General features: G+C 63.7%; 17 protein-coding genes. 7 read left to right on the top strand and 10 right to left on the bottom strand.

Annotated features, from left to right (window positions below; translation table 11 throughout):
• Positions 1-12: 12 nt before the first annotated feature.
• Complete coding sequence (locus M1L53_RS30950; RefSeq protein ID WP_003945220.1) at positions 13-1,416, bottom strand: class II fumarate hydratase; 1,404 nt, start codon at positions 1,414-1,416, stop codon at positions 13-15.
• A 101-nt stretch (positions 1,417-1,517) separates the two neighbouring features.
• Positions 1,518-2,552 carry a class II fructose-bisphosphatase gene (gene glpX, locus M1L53_RS30945; protein ID WP_003945202.1) on the bottom strand — a complete coding sequence of 345 codons (1,035 nt, stop codon included), beginning with the start codon at positions 2,550-2,552 and terminating at the stop codon, positions 1,518-1,520.
• Positions 2,553-2,732: 180 nt separating this feature from the next.
• Between glpX and M1L53_RS30940 the strand changes: the two genes are divergently transcribed.
• Positions 2,733-3,302: a DUF4245 domain-containing protein gene (locus tag M1L53_RS30940; protein ID WP_003945206.1), complete on the top strand. Its 570-nt coding sequence runs from the start codon at positions 2,733-2,735 to the stop codon at positions 3,300-3,302.
• 21 nt (positions 3,303-3,323) lie between these two features.
• Here M1L53_RS30940 and M1L53_RS30935 read toward each other — a convergent pair whose 3' ends face one another.
• From M1L53_RS30935 to M1L53_RS30925, 3 genes are read right to left on the bottom strand one after another with little or no spacing between them, the layout of a single operon-like run.
• Entirely contained in the window at positions 3,324-3,542 is a 219-nt protein-coding gene (locus M1L53_RS30935; protein ID WP_003945276.1) for an exodeoxyribonuclease VII small subunit, read from the bottom strand.
• Positions 3,539-4,804, bottom strand: coding sequence for an exodeoxyribonuclease VII large subunit (xseA, locus tag M1L53_RS30930; protein WP_042920858.1), 1,266 nt, complete (start codon positions 4,802-4,804; stop codon positions 3,539-3,541). The genes M1L53_RS30935 and xseA overlap by 4 nt, the downstream gene beginning before the upstream one ends.
• Positions 4,801-5,400 carry a lipid droplet-associated protein gene (locus tag M1L53_RS30925; protein WP_030536251.1) on the bottom strand — a complete coding sequence of 200 codons (600 nt, stop codon included), beginning with the start codon at positions 5,398-5,400 and terminating at the stop codon, positions 4,801-4,803. The genes xseA and M1L53_RS30925 overlap by 4 nt, the downstream gene beginning before the upstream one ends.
• Before the next feature lie 153 nt (positions 5,401-5,553).
• On the opposite strand from M1L53_RS30925, the gene M1L53_RS30920 reads away from it, so the two are divergent.
• On the top strand, positions 5,554-6,567 hold the full coding sequence (locus tag M1L53_RS30920) for a 4-hydroxy-3-methylbut-2-enyl diphosphate reductase (protein ID WP_003945273.1): 1,014 nt from the start codon (positions 5,554-5,556) through the stop codon (positions 6,565-6,567).
• 69 nt (positions 6,568-6,636) lie between these two features.
• On the opposite strand, the gene M1L53_RS30915 is transcribed toward M1L53_RS30920, so the two are convergent.
• Positions 6,637-7,593 carry a DUF6542 domain-containing protein gene (locus M1L53_RS30915; protein WP_007726347.1) on the bottom strand — a complete coding sequence of 319 codons (957 nt, stop codon included), beginning with the start codon at positions 7,591-7,593 and terminating at the stop codon, positions 6,637-6,639.
• A gap of 217 nt (positions 7,594-7,810) precedes the next feature.
• Here M1L53_RS30915 and M1L53_RS30910 point away from each other — a divergent pair, with 217 nt between their 5' ends.
• Positions 7,811-8,986 carry an exonuclease SbcCD subunit D gene (locus tag M1L53_RS30910; RefSeq protein WP_054188763.1) on the top strand — a complete coding sequence of 392 codons (1,176 nt, stop codon included), beginning with the start codon at positions 7,811-7,813 and terminating at the stop codon, positions 8,984-8,986.
• Positions 8,983-11,961: an AAA family ATPase gene (locus M1L53_RS30905; RefSeq protein ID WP_054188762.1), complete on the top strand. Its 2,979-nt coding sequence runs from the start codon at positions 8,983-8,985 to the stop codon at positions 11,959-11,961. The genes M1L53_RS30910 and M1L53_RS30905 overlap by 4 nt, the downstream gene beginning before the upstream one ends.
• On the opposite strand, the gene M1L53_RS30900 is transcribed toward M1L53_RS30905, so the two are convergent.
• A complete protein-coding gene (locus tag M1L53_RS30900) occupies positions 11,962-13,155 on the bottom strand; it encodes an AI-2E family transporter (protein WP_003945249.1) in 1,194 nt (397 codons plus the stop codon). It abuts the gene before it with no gap.
• Between the two features lie 152 nt (positions 13,156-13,307).
• On the opposite strand from M1L53_RS30900, the gene M1L53_RS30895 reads away from it, so the two are divergent.
• Complete coding sequence (locus M1L53_RS30895) at positions 13,308-13,712, top strand: hypothetical protein (RefSeq protein ID WP_003945253.1); 405 nt, start codon at positions 13,308-13,310, stop codon at positions 13,710-13,712.
• A gap of 6 nt (positions 13,713-13,718) precedes the next feature.
• Here the strand turns inward: M1L53_RS30895 and M1L53_RS30890 are convergent, their stop codons facing one another.
• The 3 genes from M1L53_RS30890 to M1L53_RS30880 form a co-directional block, all read right to left on the bottom strand.
• The gene (locus M1L53_RS30890) at positions 13,719-13,928 is read right to left on the bottom strand and encodes a YbdD/YjiX family protein (protein ID WP_003945213.1); all 210 of its coding nucleotides are present in this window, start codon (positions 13,926-13,928) and stop codon (positions 13,719-13,721) included.
• 2 nt (positions 13,929-13,930) lie between these two features.
• Positions 13,931-16,213, bottom strand: coding sequence for a carbon starvation CstA family protein (locus M1L53_RS30885; RefSeq protein WP_054188761.1), 2,283 nt, complete (start codon positions 16,211-16,213; stop codon positions 13,931-13,933).
• A gap of 112 nt (positions 16,214-16,325) precedes the next feature.
• The gene (locus M1L53_RS30880) at positions 16,326-17,903 is read right to left on the bottom strand and encodes an FMN-binding glutamate synthase family protein (RefSeq protein ID WP_037132028.1); all 1,578 of its coding nucleotides are present in this window, start codon (positions 17,901-17,903) and stop codon (positions 16,326-16,328) included.
• Between the two features lie 89 nt (positions 17,904-17,992).
• Between M1L53_RS30880 and M1L53_RS30875 the strand changes: the two genes are divergently transcribed.
• Positions 17,993-18,496 (top strand): CD225/dispanin family protein, encoded by a 504-nt coding sequence (locus M1L53_RS30875; RefSeq protein ID WP_030536246.1) that lies wholly within the window; start codon positions 17,993-17,995, stop codon positions 18,494-18,496.
• A 70-nt stretch (positions 18,497-18,566) separates the two neighbouring features.
• Positions 18,567-19,646 carry a redox-regulated ATPase YchF gene (gene ychF, locus M1L53_RS30870; protein WP_054188760.1) on the top strand — a complete coding sequence of 360 codons (1,080 nt, stop codon included), beginning with the start codon at positions 18,567-18,569 and terminating at the stop codon, positions 19,644-19,646.
• Positions 19,647-19,657 lie beyond the last annotated feature (11 nt).

Below are 19,657 nucleotides of genomic sequence, written 5' to 3'. Positions count from 1 at the left end.
TCTTTTGTTTGTTCAGTCCTTGACCTTCGCCATCGCCAGAACGTCGAGACGCTTGTCGAGTTCTTCCTCGCTCAGCTTGTCCGGGACGAGTCCGCGCTCGATGACGACCTGACGGATCGTCTTCTTCTCTTTGAGCGCCTGCTTCGCGACGGCTGCGGCTTCCTCGTAACCGATTGCCGAGTTGAGGGGCGTCACGATCGACGGCGAAGATTCGGCGAGTGTCTTGAGGTGCTCCTCGTGCGCGACCAGTCCGCTGACGCACTTGTCGGCGAACAGTCGAGAGACGTTGGCCAGCAAGGTGAACGACTCCAGCAGGTTGCGGGCCATGACCGGGATGTAGACGTTGAGTTCGAAAGCTCCGGCGGCGCCACCCCACGCGATGGCGGCGTCGTTTCCGATCACCTGAGCCGCAACCTGAGTGGTTGCCTCGGGCAGGACCGGGTTCACCTTTCCGGGCATGATCGAGCTTCCCGGCTGCAGATCAGGGAGTGCGATCTCGCCGAGTCCGGTCAGCGGACCCGATCCCATCCACCGAATGTCGTTGGCAATCTTCGTCAGTGAGACGGCGATGGTCCGCAGCGCGCCCGATGCCTCGACCAGTCCGTCACGCGCGGCCTGCGCTTCGAAGCTGTTCTTCGCCGGAGTCAGCGCGTCGACACCGGTCGACTTGACCAGTTCGGCAACAACTTTGGGCCCGAATCCATCCGGAGCATTGAGACCGGTGCCGACTGCTGTTCCGCCGATCGGCAGCTCGCCGAGGCGGGGGAGTGTTGCGTTGACGCGCTCGATGCCGGCCTCGATCTGACGTGCGTAGCCGCCGAACTCCTGACCGAGCGTGACCGGCACAGCGTCCATCAGATGGGTGCGTCCGGATTTGACGACGGTCTTCCACTCGGTCGCCTTCGTGGCAAGCGCAGCATGCAGATGTTCCAGTGCCGGAACAAGATCGGTGACCGCTGCTTCGGTAGCTGCGACATGCGTGGCGGTGGGGAAGGTGTCGTTGGAGGACTGCGACATGTTGACGTGATCATTGGGATGTACGTCCACACCGGCGGCCTTCGCGATGGATGCGATGACCTCGTTGGCGTTCATGTTCGAACTGGTTCCCGAGCCGGTCTGGAAGACGTCGATGGGGAACTGATCGTCGTGCTTGCCTTCGGCGATCTCGTTCGCGGCGGCGATGATTGCGTCGGCCTTGTCCGCGTCGAGGAGTCCGAGGTCCTTGTTGACCTGCGCACACGCTGCTTTCAGCAGGCCCATTGCGCGGATCTGGGTGCGCTCGAGCGGGCGCCCGCTGATCGGGAAGTTCTCGACTGCACGCTGGGTCTGTGCTCGCCACAGTGCGTCGATGGGCACCCGAACTTCGCCCATGGTGTCGTGTTCGATTCGGAACTGTTGATCGTTGCTCTCCGTCATGGCTCCACATTGCCACTTTTCGAGAGCGGGTAGGGGACTACGTCCCCCGTGAGCGGTTAAGGAGTGCAGGGACTCCCTAACCACTCACGGGGCGGAGCCCATCAGAACGTCGGGGGAACCGCGCCCTCTTCGCCGTCGAAGTCGACGGAGCTGTACTCGCGCAGCTTCTCGAGACGGTGGTACGCGTCGATCATGCGAACGGTGCCGGACTTGCTACGCATCACGATGGACTGCGTGCTGGCGCCGCCGCCGTAGTAGCGGACGCCGCGCAGGAGGTCACCGTCGGTGACGCCGGTGGCGCAGAAGAAGACGTTCTCGCCCGAGACGAGATCTTCGGTGGACAGGATCCGATCGAGATCGTGACCGGCGTCGATGGCCTTCTGACGCTCTTCGTCGTCGGTGGGGGCCAGCTTGCCCTGCAACGATCCACCCATGCAGCGCATGGCTGCTGCGGCGATGATGCCCTCTGGCGTTCCGCCGATGCCCACGAGCATGTCGGTGCCGGACTCCGGACGCGCTGCGGCGATCGCGCCGGCAACGTCACCGTCGGAGATCAGACGGATACGAGCGCCGGTGTCGCGAACGTCCTGGATCAGCTGGTTGTGACGCGGGCGGTCCAGGATGCAGATCGTGATGTCGGAGACCGACGCCTTCTTGACCTTGGCCACGCGCTTGATGTTCTCGGCGATCGGTGCGCTGATGTCGATGACATCTGCGGCATCCGGCCCGACAGCGATCTTCTCCATGTAGAACACGGCCGACGGATCGAACATCGCGCCGCGCTCGGCAACAGCCAGAACAGAGATCGCGTTGGGCATGCCCTTGGACATCAAGGTGGTGCCGTCGACCGGGTCGACGGCGAAGTCACAGTCGGGGCCGTCGCCGTTTCCGACCTCTTCGCCGTTGAACAGCATCGGCGCTTCGTCCTTCTCGCCTTCACCGATGACGACGATGCCGCGCATCGAGACTGAGGAGACGAGCTGACGCATGGCGTCGACGGCTGCTCCGTCGCCGCCTTCCTTGTCGCCGCGGCCTACCCAGCGGCCGGCAGCCATAGCACCGGCTTCGGTGACTCGGACCAATTCGAGTGCGAGGTTACGGTCCGGGGTCTCACGATGAGTGCTGCTGGCCGTCATGTGCGGTGCCTCCTGGCGCGGTCGCGGTCGACGGGGTGTGTCGACGCAGTGGTTTCTTCAGGCGTCATTGTCCCAGATGGGAGCGGCTACGTGCGCTGTCGGGTCGCCGCAGAGACGTTTTGTCTCGCTCGAGGGGGACCGGGAATCGTATCTACTGCGGAGTACCTGGATACTGGGGGTGTGGCATCGAAGAAACCCCGCATTCTCGAAGACAACAAAGACATGGTCTGGTCTCTCGTACCGTTGGTGCTGTTCTGCATCATCATTGCGGGCATCGCCAGCCAGTGCACGTTCAGTCCTGGCGGCCCGACACAGGGGCCTATCCCGAGCGTCGACGTGGACGCAGCTCTGAACTACGACGCGAAGGAACTCGGATTTCCCATCCGTAATCCCGGTGTTCCGGACGGGTGGACTCCGAACTCCGGCAGTCGCAAGATCATCTCCGGCGACGGCGGCGGAGATTCGAGCACTGTGGGATTCATCACGACCAGTGGTCGCTACATCCAGCTGACACAGAGCAACGCCGAGGAATTCCCGTTGGTGTCACATGTTGCCGGTGGACAGCGATTCGCGACCGGAGTCGAGACCGTCGGTGCCGATACGTGGAACGTCTTCGGCGGCGAAGGTGTCGAGTCGATCTGGGTCACGGACGTCGGGGATGTTCGCCTGTTGCTCACGGGCGCGGCGACGCCGGAAGAGTTCCGGATTCTTGCCGAGAAGGTCGGCGCAGCGCAGCCGATCACGCCATAGGATTTGCGGTCGGAGCGGACGCTACTCGTCCGCTTCGGCCAGAGCCTTTTCGACGCGGGCCCTCGCGCCGGCCAAGTGCTCTTCACAGCGCTTGGCCAACGCTTCGCCTCGCTCCCACAGTGAGAGTGACGCGTCGAGGTCCAGACCGCCCTGTTCGAGAATCTTCACGACGCTCACCAGTTCGTCCCGGGCTGCTTCGTAGCCGAGTTCGTTGATGTCGGTGTCGGTGGCGTTGCTCATTTTTCTCTTCCCATCACTGCGGCGCGAACGGCGCCGTCTGCAAGTCGAACTCGAATCTGGGTACCGGGTGGCGCGTCCTCGACCGAGCGCAGAACCTCCGGATCGCCTTCGGCGACAACACGTTGCACGACTGCGTATCCGCGGGCCAGCGTCGCGGCGGGGCCCAGCGTGGTGAGCCGGGCGCGCAGATGCTCGATCGTTCGGGACTCGGAGTCGATCAACCGAGTCACATCGCGTCGTCCGGCGGCTTGGAGCCTTTCGACCTCCTCGGCGCGACGGTCCACCGCGAGCAGCGGCGATGCCATGACCGGTCGAGTGCGCAACTGTTCGATCAGATGAGACTCACGCTTGACCCAGCTGCGCAGTGCCGCAGCGCTGCGGTCACGCAGATCCGCAACCAGGGCAGCTTCCGCAACCGCGTCGGGTACGACGCGCTTGGCCGCGTCCGTGGGTGTGGCTGCGCGCAGGTCGGCGACGTGGTCACTGAGCGGGCTGTCCGGCTCGTGTCCGATGGCACTGACGATCGGCGTCGTGCAGGCCACGATGGCGCGGCACAGCGCTTCGTCGGAGAACGGCAGGAGATCCTCGACGCTACCGCCGCCGCGAGCGAGGATGATGACGTCGACTACCGGGTTGGCGTCGAGTTCCTTCAGCGCTTCGATGATCTGGGGAACAGCAGTCGGACCCTGAACCGCGGTGTTACGCACTGCGATGGCAACTGCTGGCCAACGACGATGGGCGACTGAGACGACATCCTTCTCGGCCGCACTGGCTCGGCCCGTGATCAGGCCGATCGTGCCGGGCAGAAACGGAAGCGGCCGTTTGAGCCGCGGATCGAACAAGCCCTCGGCGGCGAGCAAGGCGCGCAGTCTCTCGATGCGGGCAAGCAGCTCACCGATACCCACGGCGCGAATCTCGGTGACACGCAACGACACCGTTCCGCGTCCGGTGTAGAACGAGAGCTTGCCGAACATCACGACTCGCGAGCCCTCGGTCAACGGCACCGGGGAGTTGTGCAACAACTGCGGTGAGCACGTGATCGACAGCGACATGTCTGCCGACGGATCACGCAGGACGAGGAAGGCCGTTCGGGTGCCGGGGCGTGCATTGATCTGGGTGATCTGACCTTCGACCCAGATACTGCCGAGCCGATCGATCCAGCCGGCGACCTTGGCGGAAACCGTGCGGACCGGCCACGGCTGCTCAGCGCTACTGGCGCCGGACGATCGCTGCGATGAAGCGGGGGGCGTTGCGGAAGTCACTTTGCCTTGGCTGTGGTGATGCGGTTAGTGAGCATGGTCTGGAACGGTGCCCGGGCGAGCGTCGCATTCTCGTAGTCCAGGACTGCGGTCAGCTCGTCGATGCTGAGCGTCCGGATGCGCGCACGGAGCTGTGCGAGTGTGAGGTTGGGGTAGTCGAGTTCGGTGACGATCTCGGGCTCTTCGGCAGGTCCGTCCGTCGTAGCTGCCGTGGATTCGGACTCGGCGACGGGTGCGGGTTCCTCGATGGGGGCAGTCGGCTCGAGCGAGTAGAGCGCGAAGCGACCGGCGTTGGTCGGGGTGTCAGCGGTGGTCGATCCGGTGGAAGGCGTCGGGTCAGCAGGCGCATCGACGTCTTCGTCGAAGACCGCCCACTCGGGCTGTTCGTCCTCGGAAGACCAGTTGATCAGTGCAAATGCCTGATCGCCCTTGATCGCCAGCGAGGTGATCGACTGCTGCACGCGCATGCTTGTCTGCAGCATCTGGCTCACGGCGGTCATCGGCAGGGCGACGGCGGTGGTGGGCAACTTCTTTGCCTCTTCCATCGCGGTGACGGCGAGTCCCGCGGCAACGCGCGCCACGAACGGTGGTCGGATCATTCCCACAGCTTGCCGCAAAGCTCCGACAATCGGTAGCCGACTTGCCTGTGACGGCTGTACTCGTTTACTTCGGAACCTTCGATCGGAGCCCGAAACCGAGGTGTTCACGTTTGCCGGAGTGTCTCACGTTCGAGGTGCCAGTAGGCTGATCACATGTCTTCGGCTGTTCCTCTCAATCTCGGTATCGCGCACTCGGCTGATTCGCCGTCCACCCGCAAGGGCAGCGCCAAGCGCGTGCTCCTCGCCGAGCCTCGCGGCTACTGCGCCGGCGTCGACCGCGCGGTCGAGACCGTCGAGAAGGCCCTCGAGAAGCACGGCGCACCCATCTACGTGCGTAAGGAGATCGTCCACAATCGCCACGTCGTCGAGACGCTCGAAGATCAGGGCGTGATCTTCGTCGACGAAACCGACGAGGTTCCCGAGGGATCGTTGCTCGTGTTCTCGGCGCACGGTGTGTCGCCGGCCGTCCACGACTCGGCTGCCGAGCGGAACCTGCGCACGATCGACGCGACGTGCCCCCTGGTCACGAAGGTGCACCAGGAAGCGAAGCGATTCGCCCGCGACGATTACGACATTCTGCTCATCGGCCACGAAGGCCACGAGGAGGTCGAGGGCACCGCAGGTGAGGCTCCCGATCACGTCACCATCGTCGACGGCCCGGATTCGGTCGACGCGGTCACGGTTCGTGACGAGTCGAAGGTCATCTGGCTTTCCCAGACCACACTGAGCGTCGACGAGACGATGCAGACCGTCGCGCGCCTGCGTGAGCGCTTCCCCAATCTGCAGGACCCGCCGTCCGACGACATCTGTTACGCCACGCAGAACCGTCAGGTCGCGGTCAAGGCGATGGCTCCCGAGTGTGATCTCGTGATCGTGGTGGGTTCGCGGAACTCGTCCAACTCGGTTCGCCTGGTCGAGGTCGCGCTCGGGGCGGGCGCTGCCGCGTCGTACCTGGTCGACTACGCCCGTGAGGTCGATCTCGCGTGGCTCGAGGGTGTCCAGACCGTCGGCATCACGTCGGGTGCATCGGTACCCGAGGTGCTCGTGCGCGGCGTGATCGAACTTCTTGCCGAGCACGGATACAACGACGTTCAACCCGTCACCACTGCCAACGAGACTCTGGTGTTCGCCCTTCCCCGTGAATTGCGAGCAGCGCGCACGTCCTGAAACAAGAAAATGCGGGGCACCTTCCATCTGGAAGGTGCCCCGCATTTTTGTGCTACCGAGCGCGTCTGTTCAGGGCTCTTCGCGATCGCGGTACCGAACTCGCGGCGGCGGATACGCGGGAAGATCGACTCCGGGTGGGCGGCGGCGAGGGGGCAGCGGCGGCGATACGTCGTCACCCGAAGCGAAGAAGGGCTCCATCCGCTCCTCACGTCTGGGCGACGAAGTGGGCTCGGGCGCCCGGCGGCGACCGTACGACGGGTAGTCGTCGTCTGCCACGGGCCGACTGTCGGGCTGGGGGCGACGCGTAGGCGGTTGGTGCGTGCGATCGACCCTGGGTGGCTGAGGGCTTCTCCGAGGCGGCAGCGGACGCTCGTCCTGGATCGGCTCGCGCCTGGGGGTGCTTCGGTAGGCGGGCTGCTCGTCCACCTCGGGGGCGCGGCGACGCGGCGGCCCGGGGACGGGCGCGTCCGAGACTCTGCGTCGACGCCCGGTCTCGGGTGCGGGTTGTTCTCGCGTGGCAGCCGCAGAGGAGTCACGAGTGGTGGCCGCCGAGCGGCGGGAGCGGGTCGAGCGCGCGGGCCCGGTGGGGCGCTGATTGAGCAGGAAGTATCGGAAGCCACCGATGATCAGCACGACCACGGTTGCGGCCAACATGATCGGAAAGCGGTTGACCAACGGGTACGCGATGTTGATCGCGATATCGCGCAGCGCGGTGCTGTTGTCCTTGCCGATGAGCGTGTGCCCGATCGGCACCGCAGCGAAGAGCAGCAACGGCGGTTGGGCCATCGCGGTGAAGAGTGCTTTGTTCGAAGCGGCAACCACAGCGAAGAGACAGCCCAGGAAGTAGAACGTCGAGAACACCGCGGTGAGCTCTCCGCCGCCTCCGGTGGCATCGATCAGTACGCCGACGGCGGTCACACCGGCAGCAAGCAGGATCACTCCCCACCAGGGCAGGCCGGGGACGGTCACGATGAGCGATCGCTTGTCCAGCGGTACCCCGGAGCGAGCACGTTGGGTTGCAGACACATAACGACATTAGCGGTTCTTGCGTTGTCGGCCGTGTTTGTGCGGGTCGTGGCTGGCGCATTTATCGACGCGATGGCGCGATGGTTTCGGGTTCTTCGCCAAACGAACCGGACGGATTGTGTGCAGGGTCACCGGACGCTCGTGGGTTGGGGCACACCGACGAAGCCGTCAGCGTGGGAGATCGGCGGTGTCGGTGGGCTGCTCTACCGTCGGATTCATGAAGATTCTGCACACCTCCGATTGGCATATAGGTCGCACCTTTCACGGCGTCGATCTGTTGGCCGATCAGGCGAGTGTGCTCGGTTCCATCGCAGATTCCGTCCGCGAACACGGCGTCGACGCCGTGGTCGTGCCCGGTGACATCTACGACCGCTCGATTCCCAGTTCCGACGCGGTCACCGTGTGCAATCGAGGCTTCGAGGCAATCCGGGCGGCGGGGGCGGTCATCGTCGCGACGTCCGGCAATCACGATTCCGCGGTGCGGCTCGGAGCCGGGGCATCCTTTGCCGCTGCCGGCGGCTTGCACTTGATCACCCGAGTCGGCCAGATCGGTACTCCGGTGATGCTGAGCGATCAGTTCGGGCCCGTCGCCTTTTACGGGATTCCGTATCTCGAGCCGGAGATCACGCGCGTCGAGTTGGACGTGCCCCGGGCTCGTACTCATTCCGACATCCTCGGAGCGGCCATGTCGCGTGTTCGGCGAGATCTCGCCGAACGAACGGCTGCCGACCCCGCGACTCGATCGGTATTGCTCGCCCATGCCTTCGTCGTGGGCGGTGAGGCCTCTGAATCGGAACGCTCCATCTCGGTCGGCGGAGTGGAGACCGTCGCAGTGGGAGAGTTCGACGGCGTCGACTACGTCGCCCTCGGACACCTACATTCTCCGCAGATGCTCTCGGAGAGTGTGCGGTACTCGGGTTCACCGTTGCCGTATTCGTTCGGTGAACGCAGCCACCGTAAGGCGGCGCTGCTGATCGAACTCGACGCAGCCGGCCTGTCGTCGGTGCAGCGCCTGGATCTCCCGGTCATTCGGGGGCTGAGCCAGGTGACGGGAACTCTCGAGGAACTACTCGGTGAGTCGAAGTACACCGATTCCGAGCAGTGCTACCTCTCCGCATTGCTCACCGACCCGGTCCGTCCCGTCGATGCCATGAGGCAACTTCAGGCACGTTTCCCGTTTGCCGTTCATCTCGAATGGCAAAGGCCGGAAGGGCAATCGGATCTCAAGTACCGCGATGCGGTACGGGGTCGAACCGACATGGAGATCGCCCGCGGCTTTGTCTCGGCAGTGCGTAGTGACCCGTCCGAGCGTGAGGTCACGTTGATGGCCGAAGCGCTCAGCGCTGCCGCGCGCGCCGAGGAGTCCACGGTAGAACTGAGTGAAACCGCGTGAGGCTGCACAAACTCGAAGTCAGCTCTTTCGGGCCCTTCGCCGACACGGTCGAGGTCGACTTCGACCGTTTGGGTGCAGACGGGCTGTTCCTTCTGCACGGTGACACCGGGGCAGGCAAGACCACGATCCTCGACGCGGTTGCGTTTGCCCTGTACGGGCGGGTGCCGGGTGCGCGCAACGAGGGCAAACGGCTACTGTCCGATCACGCGCCCGCCGGTTCGGTGCCGCGCGTGGAACTCGAAGCGACCATCAGTGGTCGCAGAATCAAACTTGTTCGTAGTCCAGAGTATTCGCGCCCGAAGAAGCGTGGCACCGGTTCGATCACAGAGAATGCAAAGGCCACACTGACGTGGTTGGACGGCCGCGGCGAGAATCTTTCGCGCATCCCTGACATCGGTGACGAGATCAACCGCCTCATGGGCATGAGCGCTGATCAGTTCTTCCAGGTGGTGCTCTTGCCGCAGGGTGAGTTCGCCAAATTCCTGCGTGCCGAGAGTGACGAGCGAGGCAAACTGCTCGAGCGTCTGTTCGACACCAAGCGTTTTGTCTCCGTCGAGGCATGGTTCGACGCCAAGCGAAAGGCAAGTGCGACCGCGCTCGCGGCCAGGGAGCAATCCGTGCGGCTGCTGCTCGCGAAGGTCGAGACAGCTGCGGGACTCGAGGTAGGCGCCGAGGCACACCCACTGGAATGGTCGCGCAAACTCCTCGCCGAGGCTCAGGACACCCGCGATACAAGTCTTGCGGAGCTGGTGACCGCGAAAGATGCAGCAGCCGAGGCTAATCGGGTTCTGTCGGCGGCGCAGCGAACCGCAGATCTGGTCGCTCGCCGTAATCGTGCGACCGCTGAACTCGCAGCATTCAATACGGGCGCCGCCCAAAGAGCTGTGATCGGCGCTGAACTCGAGACCGCCAAGCGCGCACTGCCGGTGGCCGCTGTCGCCGGCGATGTGGACGCTGCCGGCTTGCACCTCGCTGCCGCACTCGAATCGATGACCGCAGCGATGTCGACCTACTCCGCAACGGGCGGTCCGGAGATTTTCGTGCCGGAGGTGTGGCCACCCACCGACGACGAGCGTCAACGCGTCGTAGCTCGGATCCGGACCTGGCGTGACGAGATCGTTCGCCTGGACGCAATGGCGGAGGACGCTCGCAGAGCCGATGCGGCAGAAGCCGAGATCGAGAAACTCGGAGTTCGGCGAGACGCTCTGTCCGAGCGCATCGATGCCATCGCGGTTGAACGCACTCAACTGCCAGAGATGGTGCGCTCGGCCGGCCAACGACTGGAGGATGCGCAACGCGCGCACGCGGCTCTGCCCGGCCTCGAAGCTGCACTGGCCAAAGCATCGGATGCTGCGGCAGCGGGTCATGAATTCGTCTCTCTGCGTACGCAAGCCGAGAAGATTCGTGTGCAGGTGTTGGATGCGCGCGACGCCCATCAGAGTGCTCGCGGGCGCTGGCTCGACCTCGTGCAGAAGCGTATCGAGGGCATGGCGGCGGAGTTGGCGAGTTCACTCGCGCCCGGTGACCCATGCCAGGTGTGTGGTTCGCGTGAACACCCTGCGCCGGCGCAGTCTGATGTCGTCACGGTCACCGAGCCCGATCTGGAAGCCGCGTCCGCAGCCGAGCGTGCGGCCGAGAAAGCCCTGAGCAAGGTAGTCGACCACCAGGTAGCCGTCGACCGTGACATCGACCGGGTGATCGCCCGCGGCGGGGACGGCGACGTCGCAGAACTCGACAGGCTCCGCGCCGCGGCTCGGAACGCCGTTGACGAGGCGACCCACTCTGCCGGTCAGGTTGGAGGGTTGGCCGACAAGCTCGGGCATCTCAACGAGCGTGACGGCGAGCTGCAACAGGAATCCGCTTCTCTGACGGCCGAATTGGCGGCACTGACCGAGCGTACGACGACTCTGTCGGCCACGGTCGAGCAGATTCGAGCGGCGATCGTCGCTGCGGTGGGAGAAGATTCGACCATCGCTGCTCAGCGCTCGCGGTTCGAAAGGCTTGCCTCCGCTGCCTCGGCGGCGTCTGAGATGCGTGACGACGCCGTTCGTGCGCAGGCGCGATCGGCGGAACTGTCGACCAAACTGGCCGCTGCGGCGGCCGCTGCTGGATTCGATTCGGTCGAGGCTGCGATCGAAGGGGTGAGATCGCCGGCCCGAATCGCAGCGATCGAAACGGAACTCGCCAAAGCACGCGACCTCGAGGTGGCCGCTCGGACGGTCCTCGACGACCCCGAGGTCGTTGCGGTGAGCGAAGTCGAGACAGTCGACGTCGACGGTCCTCGCGAGCGTGCTCTTCAGTGCGCCGAGGTGGTGAACTCGGCTGTTGCAGCTGCTTCCCTGGCCGAGAACCGTGTGTCGGATCTCGAACGGTTCAGCGGACAACTCGAGAAGGCATACGAAGCGGTTGCACCTGAGCGTGAACTGCACGACGAACTCGCGGCGCTTGCCGACGTGATCGCCGGCAAAGGTCAGAACAGTCGCAAGATGTCGCTGCGAGCGTATGTGCTCGCGTCGCGGTTGGAAGAGATCGCCGTGTCGGCATCGGTTCGGCTGCAGCGGATGTCCGGGGGCAGATACGAGTTCGTGCACAGTGACGAGGCAGGTTCTCGGGGTCGCCGCGGCGGTCTGGGGCTCGACATCCGGGACGACTTCACGGGTGTCGTTCGCTCGGCGAAGACGCTCTCGGGCGGTGAATCATTCTTGGCGTCATTGTCTTTGGCCCTCGGACTTGCCGATGTGGTTGCGGCGGAGTCCGGCGGAATCGTTCTCGACACGATGTTCATCGACGAAGGATTCGGCACTCTCGACGCCGACACCCTCGACTCGGTGATGGCTGTGTTGGACGAGCTTCGCGACGGTGGACGAGTGGTGGGCATCGTCAGTCACGTGGACGAGATGAGGCAGCGAATCCCGAGTCGCCTGCACGTCATTCGCGGACGTGCAGGCTCCTCGGTGAAGGTGATCGCGGGCTGATCAGGCCTTTTTGTTCTCTACCTCTGACTCGGCGTCGTCGTCTTGATCCTCGAGGATGTCCGACGCATCGCCGGCGGGCATCGGCTCGTTGTCGCTTGCGCGTTCGTCGATCTGCTCGCCGATGTACCGGATGACAACTGCTGCCACAGCGGCGACGGGCACTGCGAGGAACGCGCCGACGATGCCGTACAGCGAGCTACCGGCGGCCACGGCAAGCAGCACGATGACGGCGTGGAGTTTCATCGACTTGCTCTGCAGCACAGGCTGAAGGACGTTTCCTTCGATCTGCTGAACGGCCAGGATGATGATCAACACGATGATGGCGGTGGTGAGACCGTTGGCCACCAGCGCAACCAACACGGCCAGGGCGCCGGCGACAAAGGCACCGACGATCGGGATGAAGCCACCGATGAACGTGAGAATTGCCAGCACCGGTGCCAGCGGGACCCCGAGTATCAGCAGTCCGGCGCCGATGAAGACCGCGTCGATCAGACTCACCAGTGCTTGTGTCCTGATGAATCCGCCGAGCGTGTCCCACATGCGGGTGAGGACCTCTTCGAGATGCCGACCGGCACGGCCGCCGCCGACAGCGTGGAGCCAGGGGATGAACCTCGGTCCGTCCTTGATGAAGAAGAAAGCGAGAATCAGGACCAAACCGAGCGTGACCAACAACGAGCTCGCTGTGCTCACGCCGCTGAAAACGCCTGAAGCGATGGCGGTTCCACTTTCCTGCACCTTGGTGATGACGGCATGGACGGCGTTGTCGATCTGGTCGTCCTTCAGGTTCAGCGGCGGACCCTGGAGCCAGTCCTGAACCTGGTTGATGCCCTCGGTGGTCTTGTTCGCGAGCTCGGGGGCCTGGCTGACCACTGACGGAACGATGCCGGCGATCACACCGGCCAGGATTCCGATCGAGAGCACCAGGGTGATGCCGGCTGCCGCGGCCGGTGGCATCCCGCGCTTGATCATGCCGCGGGTCGGCGGCCACATGACTGTCGCAACAACGATAGCCAGAGCCACCGGCAGGATGATGACCCAGAGCTTTTCGATCAGCCAGCCGAAAATCCAGGCGCCCAGCGAAATCGACGCCAACACCAACGACCATTTTGCGAGCCACATACCCCCTTGCCCGATGATCTCGCCGCGGTCGCGCTTGCGCACCCCTGCGGACGTCCCCTTGTCTTGCTCGCTCACTGATCGTCCTTTCCGTCGGCGCAGGGATCTCCTCGCCGATGTGCGAATCCGGTGATCTAGCTGAGCTGATCGTAACGACTGCATGCGATAACTCGTGTGTTGCGCTGCAATACTGTGTTTTGAAGCATGCTGATCGGACTAACATTTCCGTCATGAGAATCGCAGCAGCAGTCGGGGCAGCAGCAATCGTCGTTCTCGGGCTCACCGCGTGTAGCACCGAGGATCAGGACAACGCGCAGAACAAGATCAGCGAGGCAGTCACGAGCGGGCAACAGGCGCTCGAGACGGCGAAACAGTCAGCGGGCAACGCCATCGATCAGGGCAAGACGGCGCTGTTCGTCGCCACGTTCCGTGGGGCTTACGCACCGTTGGCGGAGAACCGCGACGACGCAGACATCGAGGAGATCTTGACGACCACGTGTACCGAGGTCGCCAACGGCACGGACGAGGCGGAGGTCAAGACCAAGATCACCGACCTGGCCGAGAACAACGGCAACAAGCCCACCGACGAGCAGGCCGGCCACATTTACGAACTCGCGAAGGCCACCTGCCCCTGACCGGATTCAGCAGCAGCGGGCGCCTGGGTTGGCGTCGGCTGCTGCGTGACGGCGGCGCCAGAACTCTCGTTCGCTGATTACCGGTGAGTCGGCGTGGTGGCGTCGGGTGTGCTCGACGTAGCGCTGATAGTCGAGATCACCCATCACCGAGCGAACCCACCACAGCGTTCCGCGGAACGCTGTGGTGAGTTTTGCCGTCATGGTCGCCGTCGTCATGGTCAGTGCCCACCTCCGTGTGCGGCGCCGGGCGCCCGGACTTTCCCGGCTTTGATCAGCTCGTCCCATTCTTTCTGGATTTCCTTCTCCGCTGGCGTCGGAATGAAGCTGGCGGGTCCGAAGATTTTCGACGGTTCTTCCGGGGACTCGGTGGTCGGCAGCCCGCCTGCTCGGATTGCCTTGGCACATACGATGATCCCGGCGATGACCACGACGATCACCCGTGACGCGAAGATGATCGACAACGTGCCCTGGATGAAGGTGTTGCGAATGACGGCATCGATGGCCTCCGGAGTCTTCGCGGAACCGTGCGCCGTCTCGCCGGCAGCCTTCGCGTCCTTGAACACGTTGTGCTGAGCCCAGTACCCGATCGCGGGGTTGTCGGAGAAGATCTTCTGGTACGACGCGGTCATGGTTACGACCAGGTCCCACACCAGCGGCACGCCGGGAATCCAGGCCCATTTGAACAGGCCCTTCTTCATGACGATCGTCATGACCACCGTCAGCGCGATCGCGGCGAGTAGCTGGTTGGCGATGCCGAAGAGCGGGAAGAGTGTGTTGATTCCGCCCAGCGGATCGGTGACACCCATGAGCAGAATCGCGCCCCAGGCAGCGACGACGATCAGCGAGCACAGCCACGCGCCGATGCGCCACGACGGGTCCTTGAACTTCTTTGCCGGACCGCCGAAGTTGCCGAGCGAGTCGGAGAGCATGAATCGAGCGACGCGGGTGCCGGCATCGATCGTGGTGAGGATGAAGAGCGCCTCGAACATGATCGCGAAGTGGTACCAGAACGATTTCAGCGAGTCGCCGCCGAAGACGTCGCTGAGCACTTCGGACATTCCGAACGCGAGCGTCGGGGCGCCGCCGGTTCGCGAGATGATCGATTCTTCGCCGACGGCCTCGGCTGCCTGAGTCAGCACGTCCGGTGTGATGGGGGCAGTGCCGAGGGGCAGATTGTTGACGTATTCGGCTGCGGTTTCCGGTGTTCCACCGGTCAGTGCCGCGGGAGCGTTGAGTGCGAAGTACAGGTGCTGATCGAGGATGCAGGCGGTGACCAGAGCCATGATCGCGACAAACGATTCGGTCAGCATGCCGCCGTACCCGATCATCTTGGTCTGGCTTTCCTTCTCGAGCAGCTTTGGCGTCGTACCGGACGCGATCAGTGCGTGGAAGCCCGAGAGTGCGCCACAGGCAATGGTGATGAACAGGAACGGGAACAGTGAACCGGCAAAGGCCGGGCCTTCGCCGTTGGAGGCGAATGGCGTCACTGCCGGCATGTTCAGAGCGGGTCGTGCGACCAGAATTCCGATGGCCAGCAGCGCGATGGTGCCGACCTTCATGAACGTCGACAGGTAGTCGCGCGGTGCCAGGAGCAGCCAGACTGGCAGCACCGATGCGGCGAATCCGTACGCGATCATCAGCCACGCGATGGTGACCTTCGAGAGTGTGAACCAGTCTGCGCCCCAACCGGTATCGGCAACCCATCCGCCGGAGACGATGGCAAGGAGAAGCAGGACGACGCCGATCAGGGAGACCTCGGAAACCTTGCCCGGCCGCAGATACCGCAGGTACACGCCCATGAACAGCGCGATGGGGATGGTCATCGCGATCGAGAACACTCCCCACGGGGACTCGGCGAGCGCATTGACGACCACAAGTCCGAGCACCGCGATGAGGATGATCATGATGACGAACACGCCGATCAGTGCGGCGACGCCGCCGACAAGGCCGAGTTCTTCGCGGGCCATCTGACCGAGGCTGCGCCCGCGGCGCTTCGACGAGATCCACAGGACCATGAAGTCCTGCACCGCCCCGGCGAACACGACGCCGACGATGATCCAGATCGTTCCCGGAAGATATCCCATCTGCGCGGCCAACACGGGTCCGACCAGGGGGCCGGCACCGGCAATTGCCGCGAAGTGGTGACCGAACAGCACCCGACGGTCGGTCGGCATGTAGTCGGCGCCGTTCTCCATGATCTCGGCGGGAGTGGCGACGTCGTCGCGAGGCTTGACGATCTTGCGTTCGATCAACCGCGCATAGAAGCGGTAGGCGATCAGATAGGTACAGATTGCGGCCAACACGAACCACACAGCGCTGATGTGTTCACCGCGGACGATCGCAATCATGTACCAGGCGCCCGCGCCGACCAGTCCGAGAACAAGGAAGACGACGCGCGCAGTCGTGGAGATGGGTGTTTTGTCGATGACGCCGACAGGTGGCAGGTCAGGATCGGTTTTCAGGTACTCGACATTTGGTTCCGGCGCAGTCGTCAAGCTCATCGTCGAACTCCGTCCACTAGTGCACGTGTGGCCGCCGTCACAGCGGGCCATCTGTCACTGTAGGACCAGAAGGGTGAATCCGCGCGATCTGAAACGCGGGAGTCGACCGACGTCAGAATCGGTGAGCGTCGGCGTCGATCCAATCGGTGAGCCAGCTCTGCGGCGGGGAGTCGAGCAGTTCGCCCGGCATCAGCCAGTCGAACAGGTCGGCATAGGTGCGAGTGGTGAGACCGTCGACGCGGCGGTTGAGCATTCCCGGTTGCAGTTGGTCGAAGGAATCGATGCCCATCGACGCGATCATCTGTTGCGCGCTGGCGACGGTTGCCTTCTGGAATCGGTAGACGCGCTCGCTCTTGTCGGGGATGTCGAGTGCGCGGGTGCGTGCCGGATCCTGAGTGGCAACGCCGACCGGGCAGCGGTTGGTGTGGCACATCTGGGCCTGAATACAGCCCACTGCGAACATCATTGCGCGGGCCGCCATCGTGAAGTCTGCGCCCTGGATGATGCGTTTGACGATGTCGGAACCGCTCGCCACCTTTCCGGAAGCGCCGACTTTCACGAGAGGGCGCAAACCAGTTCCCACCAGAGCGTTGTGCACCAGCATCAGGCCCTCGGTCAACGGCATGCCCATGTGGTCCTCGAACTCCACCGGACCTGCGCCGGTGCCGCCTTCGGAACCGTCCACGATGATGAAGTCGGGCGTGATGCCGCGTTCGATCATCGCCTTGCAGATTCCGAGGAATTCACGACGCGAGCCGACACACAGTTTCATCCCGACCGGCTTGCCTCCCGACAGTTTTCGCAGGGTCGCGATGAAATCGACCAGTTCGACCGGGGTGCTGAACGCGGTGTGCGCGGGTGGCGAAATCACAGTCTGGCCGACGGGTACCCCGCGGGTTTCGGCGATTTCGGGGGAGACCTTGACTCCGGGAAGCACGCCACCCAACCCGGGTTTCGCACCTTGCGAGAGCTTGATCGAAATGGCCTTCACCTGGTCGGAGCCTGCGCGCTCGGCAAAACGGTCAGGATCGAATCGGCCGTCCTCGGTCCGGCATCCGAAGTATCCCGAAGCGATTTCCCAGATCAGATCGCCGCCGTGTTTGCGGTGATACGGACTGATCGCGCCTTCGCCGGTGTCGTGGGCGAAGCCGCCTTTGGCGGCGCCGGCGTTGAGGGCTTCGATTGCGTTGGCGGACAACGACCCGAAGCTCATCGCGGAGACGTTCAGGAGAGCGATGTCGTACGGCTTCGTGCAATCGCGTCCGCCGAGGCGAACTCGGGGAACGGTGTCGGGGGCGGTCCGTGCGCGAATCGAATGCGTCATGAACTCGTAGCCGATCGCATTGACGTCGCGCTCGGTCCCGAAGGGCTCTTCCGCCAGTGTTCCCTTTGCCCGCTCGTAAACCAGATCTCGCGTTTCGCGATCGAATGGCATTCCATCGGTGGATGATTCGACGAAGTACTGCTGGATCTCCGGTCGAATCTTCTCGAGGAGGAATCGCGCGTGCCCCAGGACCGGATAGTTACGGAGGATGCTGTGGGACTTCTGAGTGAGGTCGTAGGTGCCCATGGCCGCCAGCGCGAGTGTGACGACAGCGATCACCCACCATCCGGGCGAGGCGACAATTGCGAGCGCGGCGGTGCCGAGACCCACTATCCATATCAAGAGCACGATCAGCATCCGAGTCACCTCGAGAGCGTAGGCGCTCACTGTGACACGGCAGCGGTAAGTCTCCACTAGGTTCTGCGATAGAGAACCGAATCCGACTCTTTGGGGGAATGATGACCGAACCGCAATATCCGACCGACCCGCAGGATCCGAAGGAGCAGCAGTATCCGGCGGGCCAGCAGTATTCAGCCGGTCAGCAATATTCAGCAGGCCAGGAATATCCGACGGGCCAGCAGTACCCGACCGACCCGCAGTACTCAGCCGGACAGCAGTATCCGACCGGTCAGCAGTACAGCGCAGCCCAGCAGTACAGCGCTGCTCCCACGTACGCGGCGCCTCAGTACGGTCCGCCGAAGTCCAACGCGGGATGGGCCGTCGCGTCGATCATCTTCTTCTGGCCTATCGCGTTCGCCGCGTTCAACCATCTCCACGACATCTACCCGAAGTGGGCGATGGGCGATCACCAGGGCGCGCAGTACGCGTCCGAGCGGGTGAAGAAGCTCGGGCAGATTTCGCTCCTGATAGCCGTCATCTGCTGGGTGCTGTTCATCGCGTTCTACGTGATCTTCCTGGTTGCGATCGTGTCGTCCGTCGATTCGTATACCTACAACTGATCACCTGCCGCGACGTGACGGTGGGGCGAGTACCCGTCACGTCGCCGCGAGGCCGTAGAATCCACAGACCGTGAGCCTTACCCTCGGAATCGTCGGACTGCCCAACGTCGGCAAGTCCACCCTTTTCAATGCACTGACCAACAACGACGTGTTGGCAGCGAACTACCCGTTCGCGACCATCGAACCCAACGTCGGTCTGGTCGAGCTGCCCGATCCGCGGCTGCAGAAGCTCGCCGAGATCTTCGGCTCCGAGCGCATCCTCCCCGCGACCGTGTCGTTCGTCGACATTGCCGGCATCGTCAAGGGCGCGTCCGAGGGCGCAGGCCTGGGTAACAAGTTCCTGGCCAACATCCGTGAAGCGGACGCCATCTGCCAGGTAGTTCGCGTCTTCGCCGACGACGACGTCATCCACGTCGACGGCAAGGTCGACCCGGCCTCCGATATCGAGGTCATCGAGACCGAGCTCGTGATCGCCGACATGCAGACTCTCGAGAAGGCTCTCCCGCGTCTGGACAAGGAAGCTCGCAAGAACAAGGAGCTCAAGCCGGCCCACGACGAGGCACTCAAGGCTCAGGCATTCCTCAACGAGGGCACGACGCTCTTCAGCGTCAAGGACAAGCTCGATTTCTCGTTGCTGCGTGAGCTGAGCCTGCTCACCACCAAGCCCTTCCTGTACGTCTTCAACGCCGACGAGTCGGTGCTCACCGACGAGGCGAAGATCGCGGAACTGCGCGCTTCCGTCGCTCCTGCCGACGCCGTGTTCCTCGACGCGAAGGTCGAGCAGGAACTGCTCGAGCTCGACGAGGAAGATCGCCAGGAAATGCTCGACTCCATTGGTCAGACCGAGCCCGGCCTGCACGCTCTCGCGCGCACCGGCTTCCACACTCTCGGGTTGCAGACCTACCTGACGGCTGGTCCGAAGGAAGCTCGCGCCTGGACGATCCACAAGGGTGACACCGCGCCCCAGGCTGCCGGCGTCATTCACACCGACTTCGAGCGTGGCTTCATCAAGGCTGAAATCGTGTCCTTCGACGATCTCGTCGAGGCGGGTTCCATGGCCGCGGCCAAGGCTGCCGGCAAGGTCCGCATGGAGGGCAAGGAATACGTCATGGCCGACGGCGATGTGGTGGAGTTCCGCTTCAACGTCTAAATCCGCGGCTT

The sequence above is a fragment of the Rhodococcus sp. T9N genome (assembly GCF_024436645.1).
GTDB lineage: Bacteria > Actinomycetota > Actinomycetes > Mycobacteriales > Mycobacteriaceae > Rhodococcus_F > Rhodococcus_F qingshengii.
This window is presented reverse-complemented; position numbering and strand designations above follow the sequence as displayed.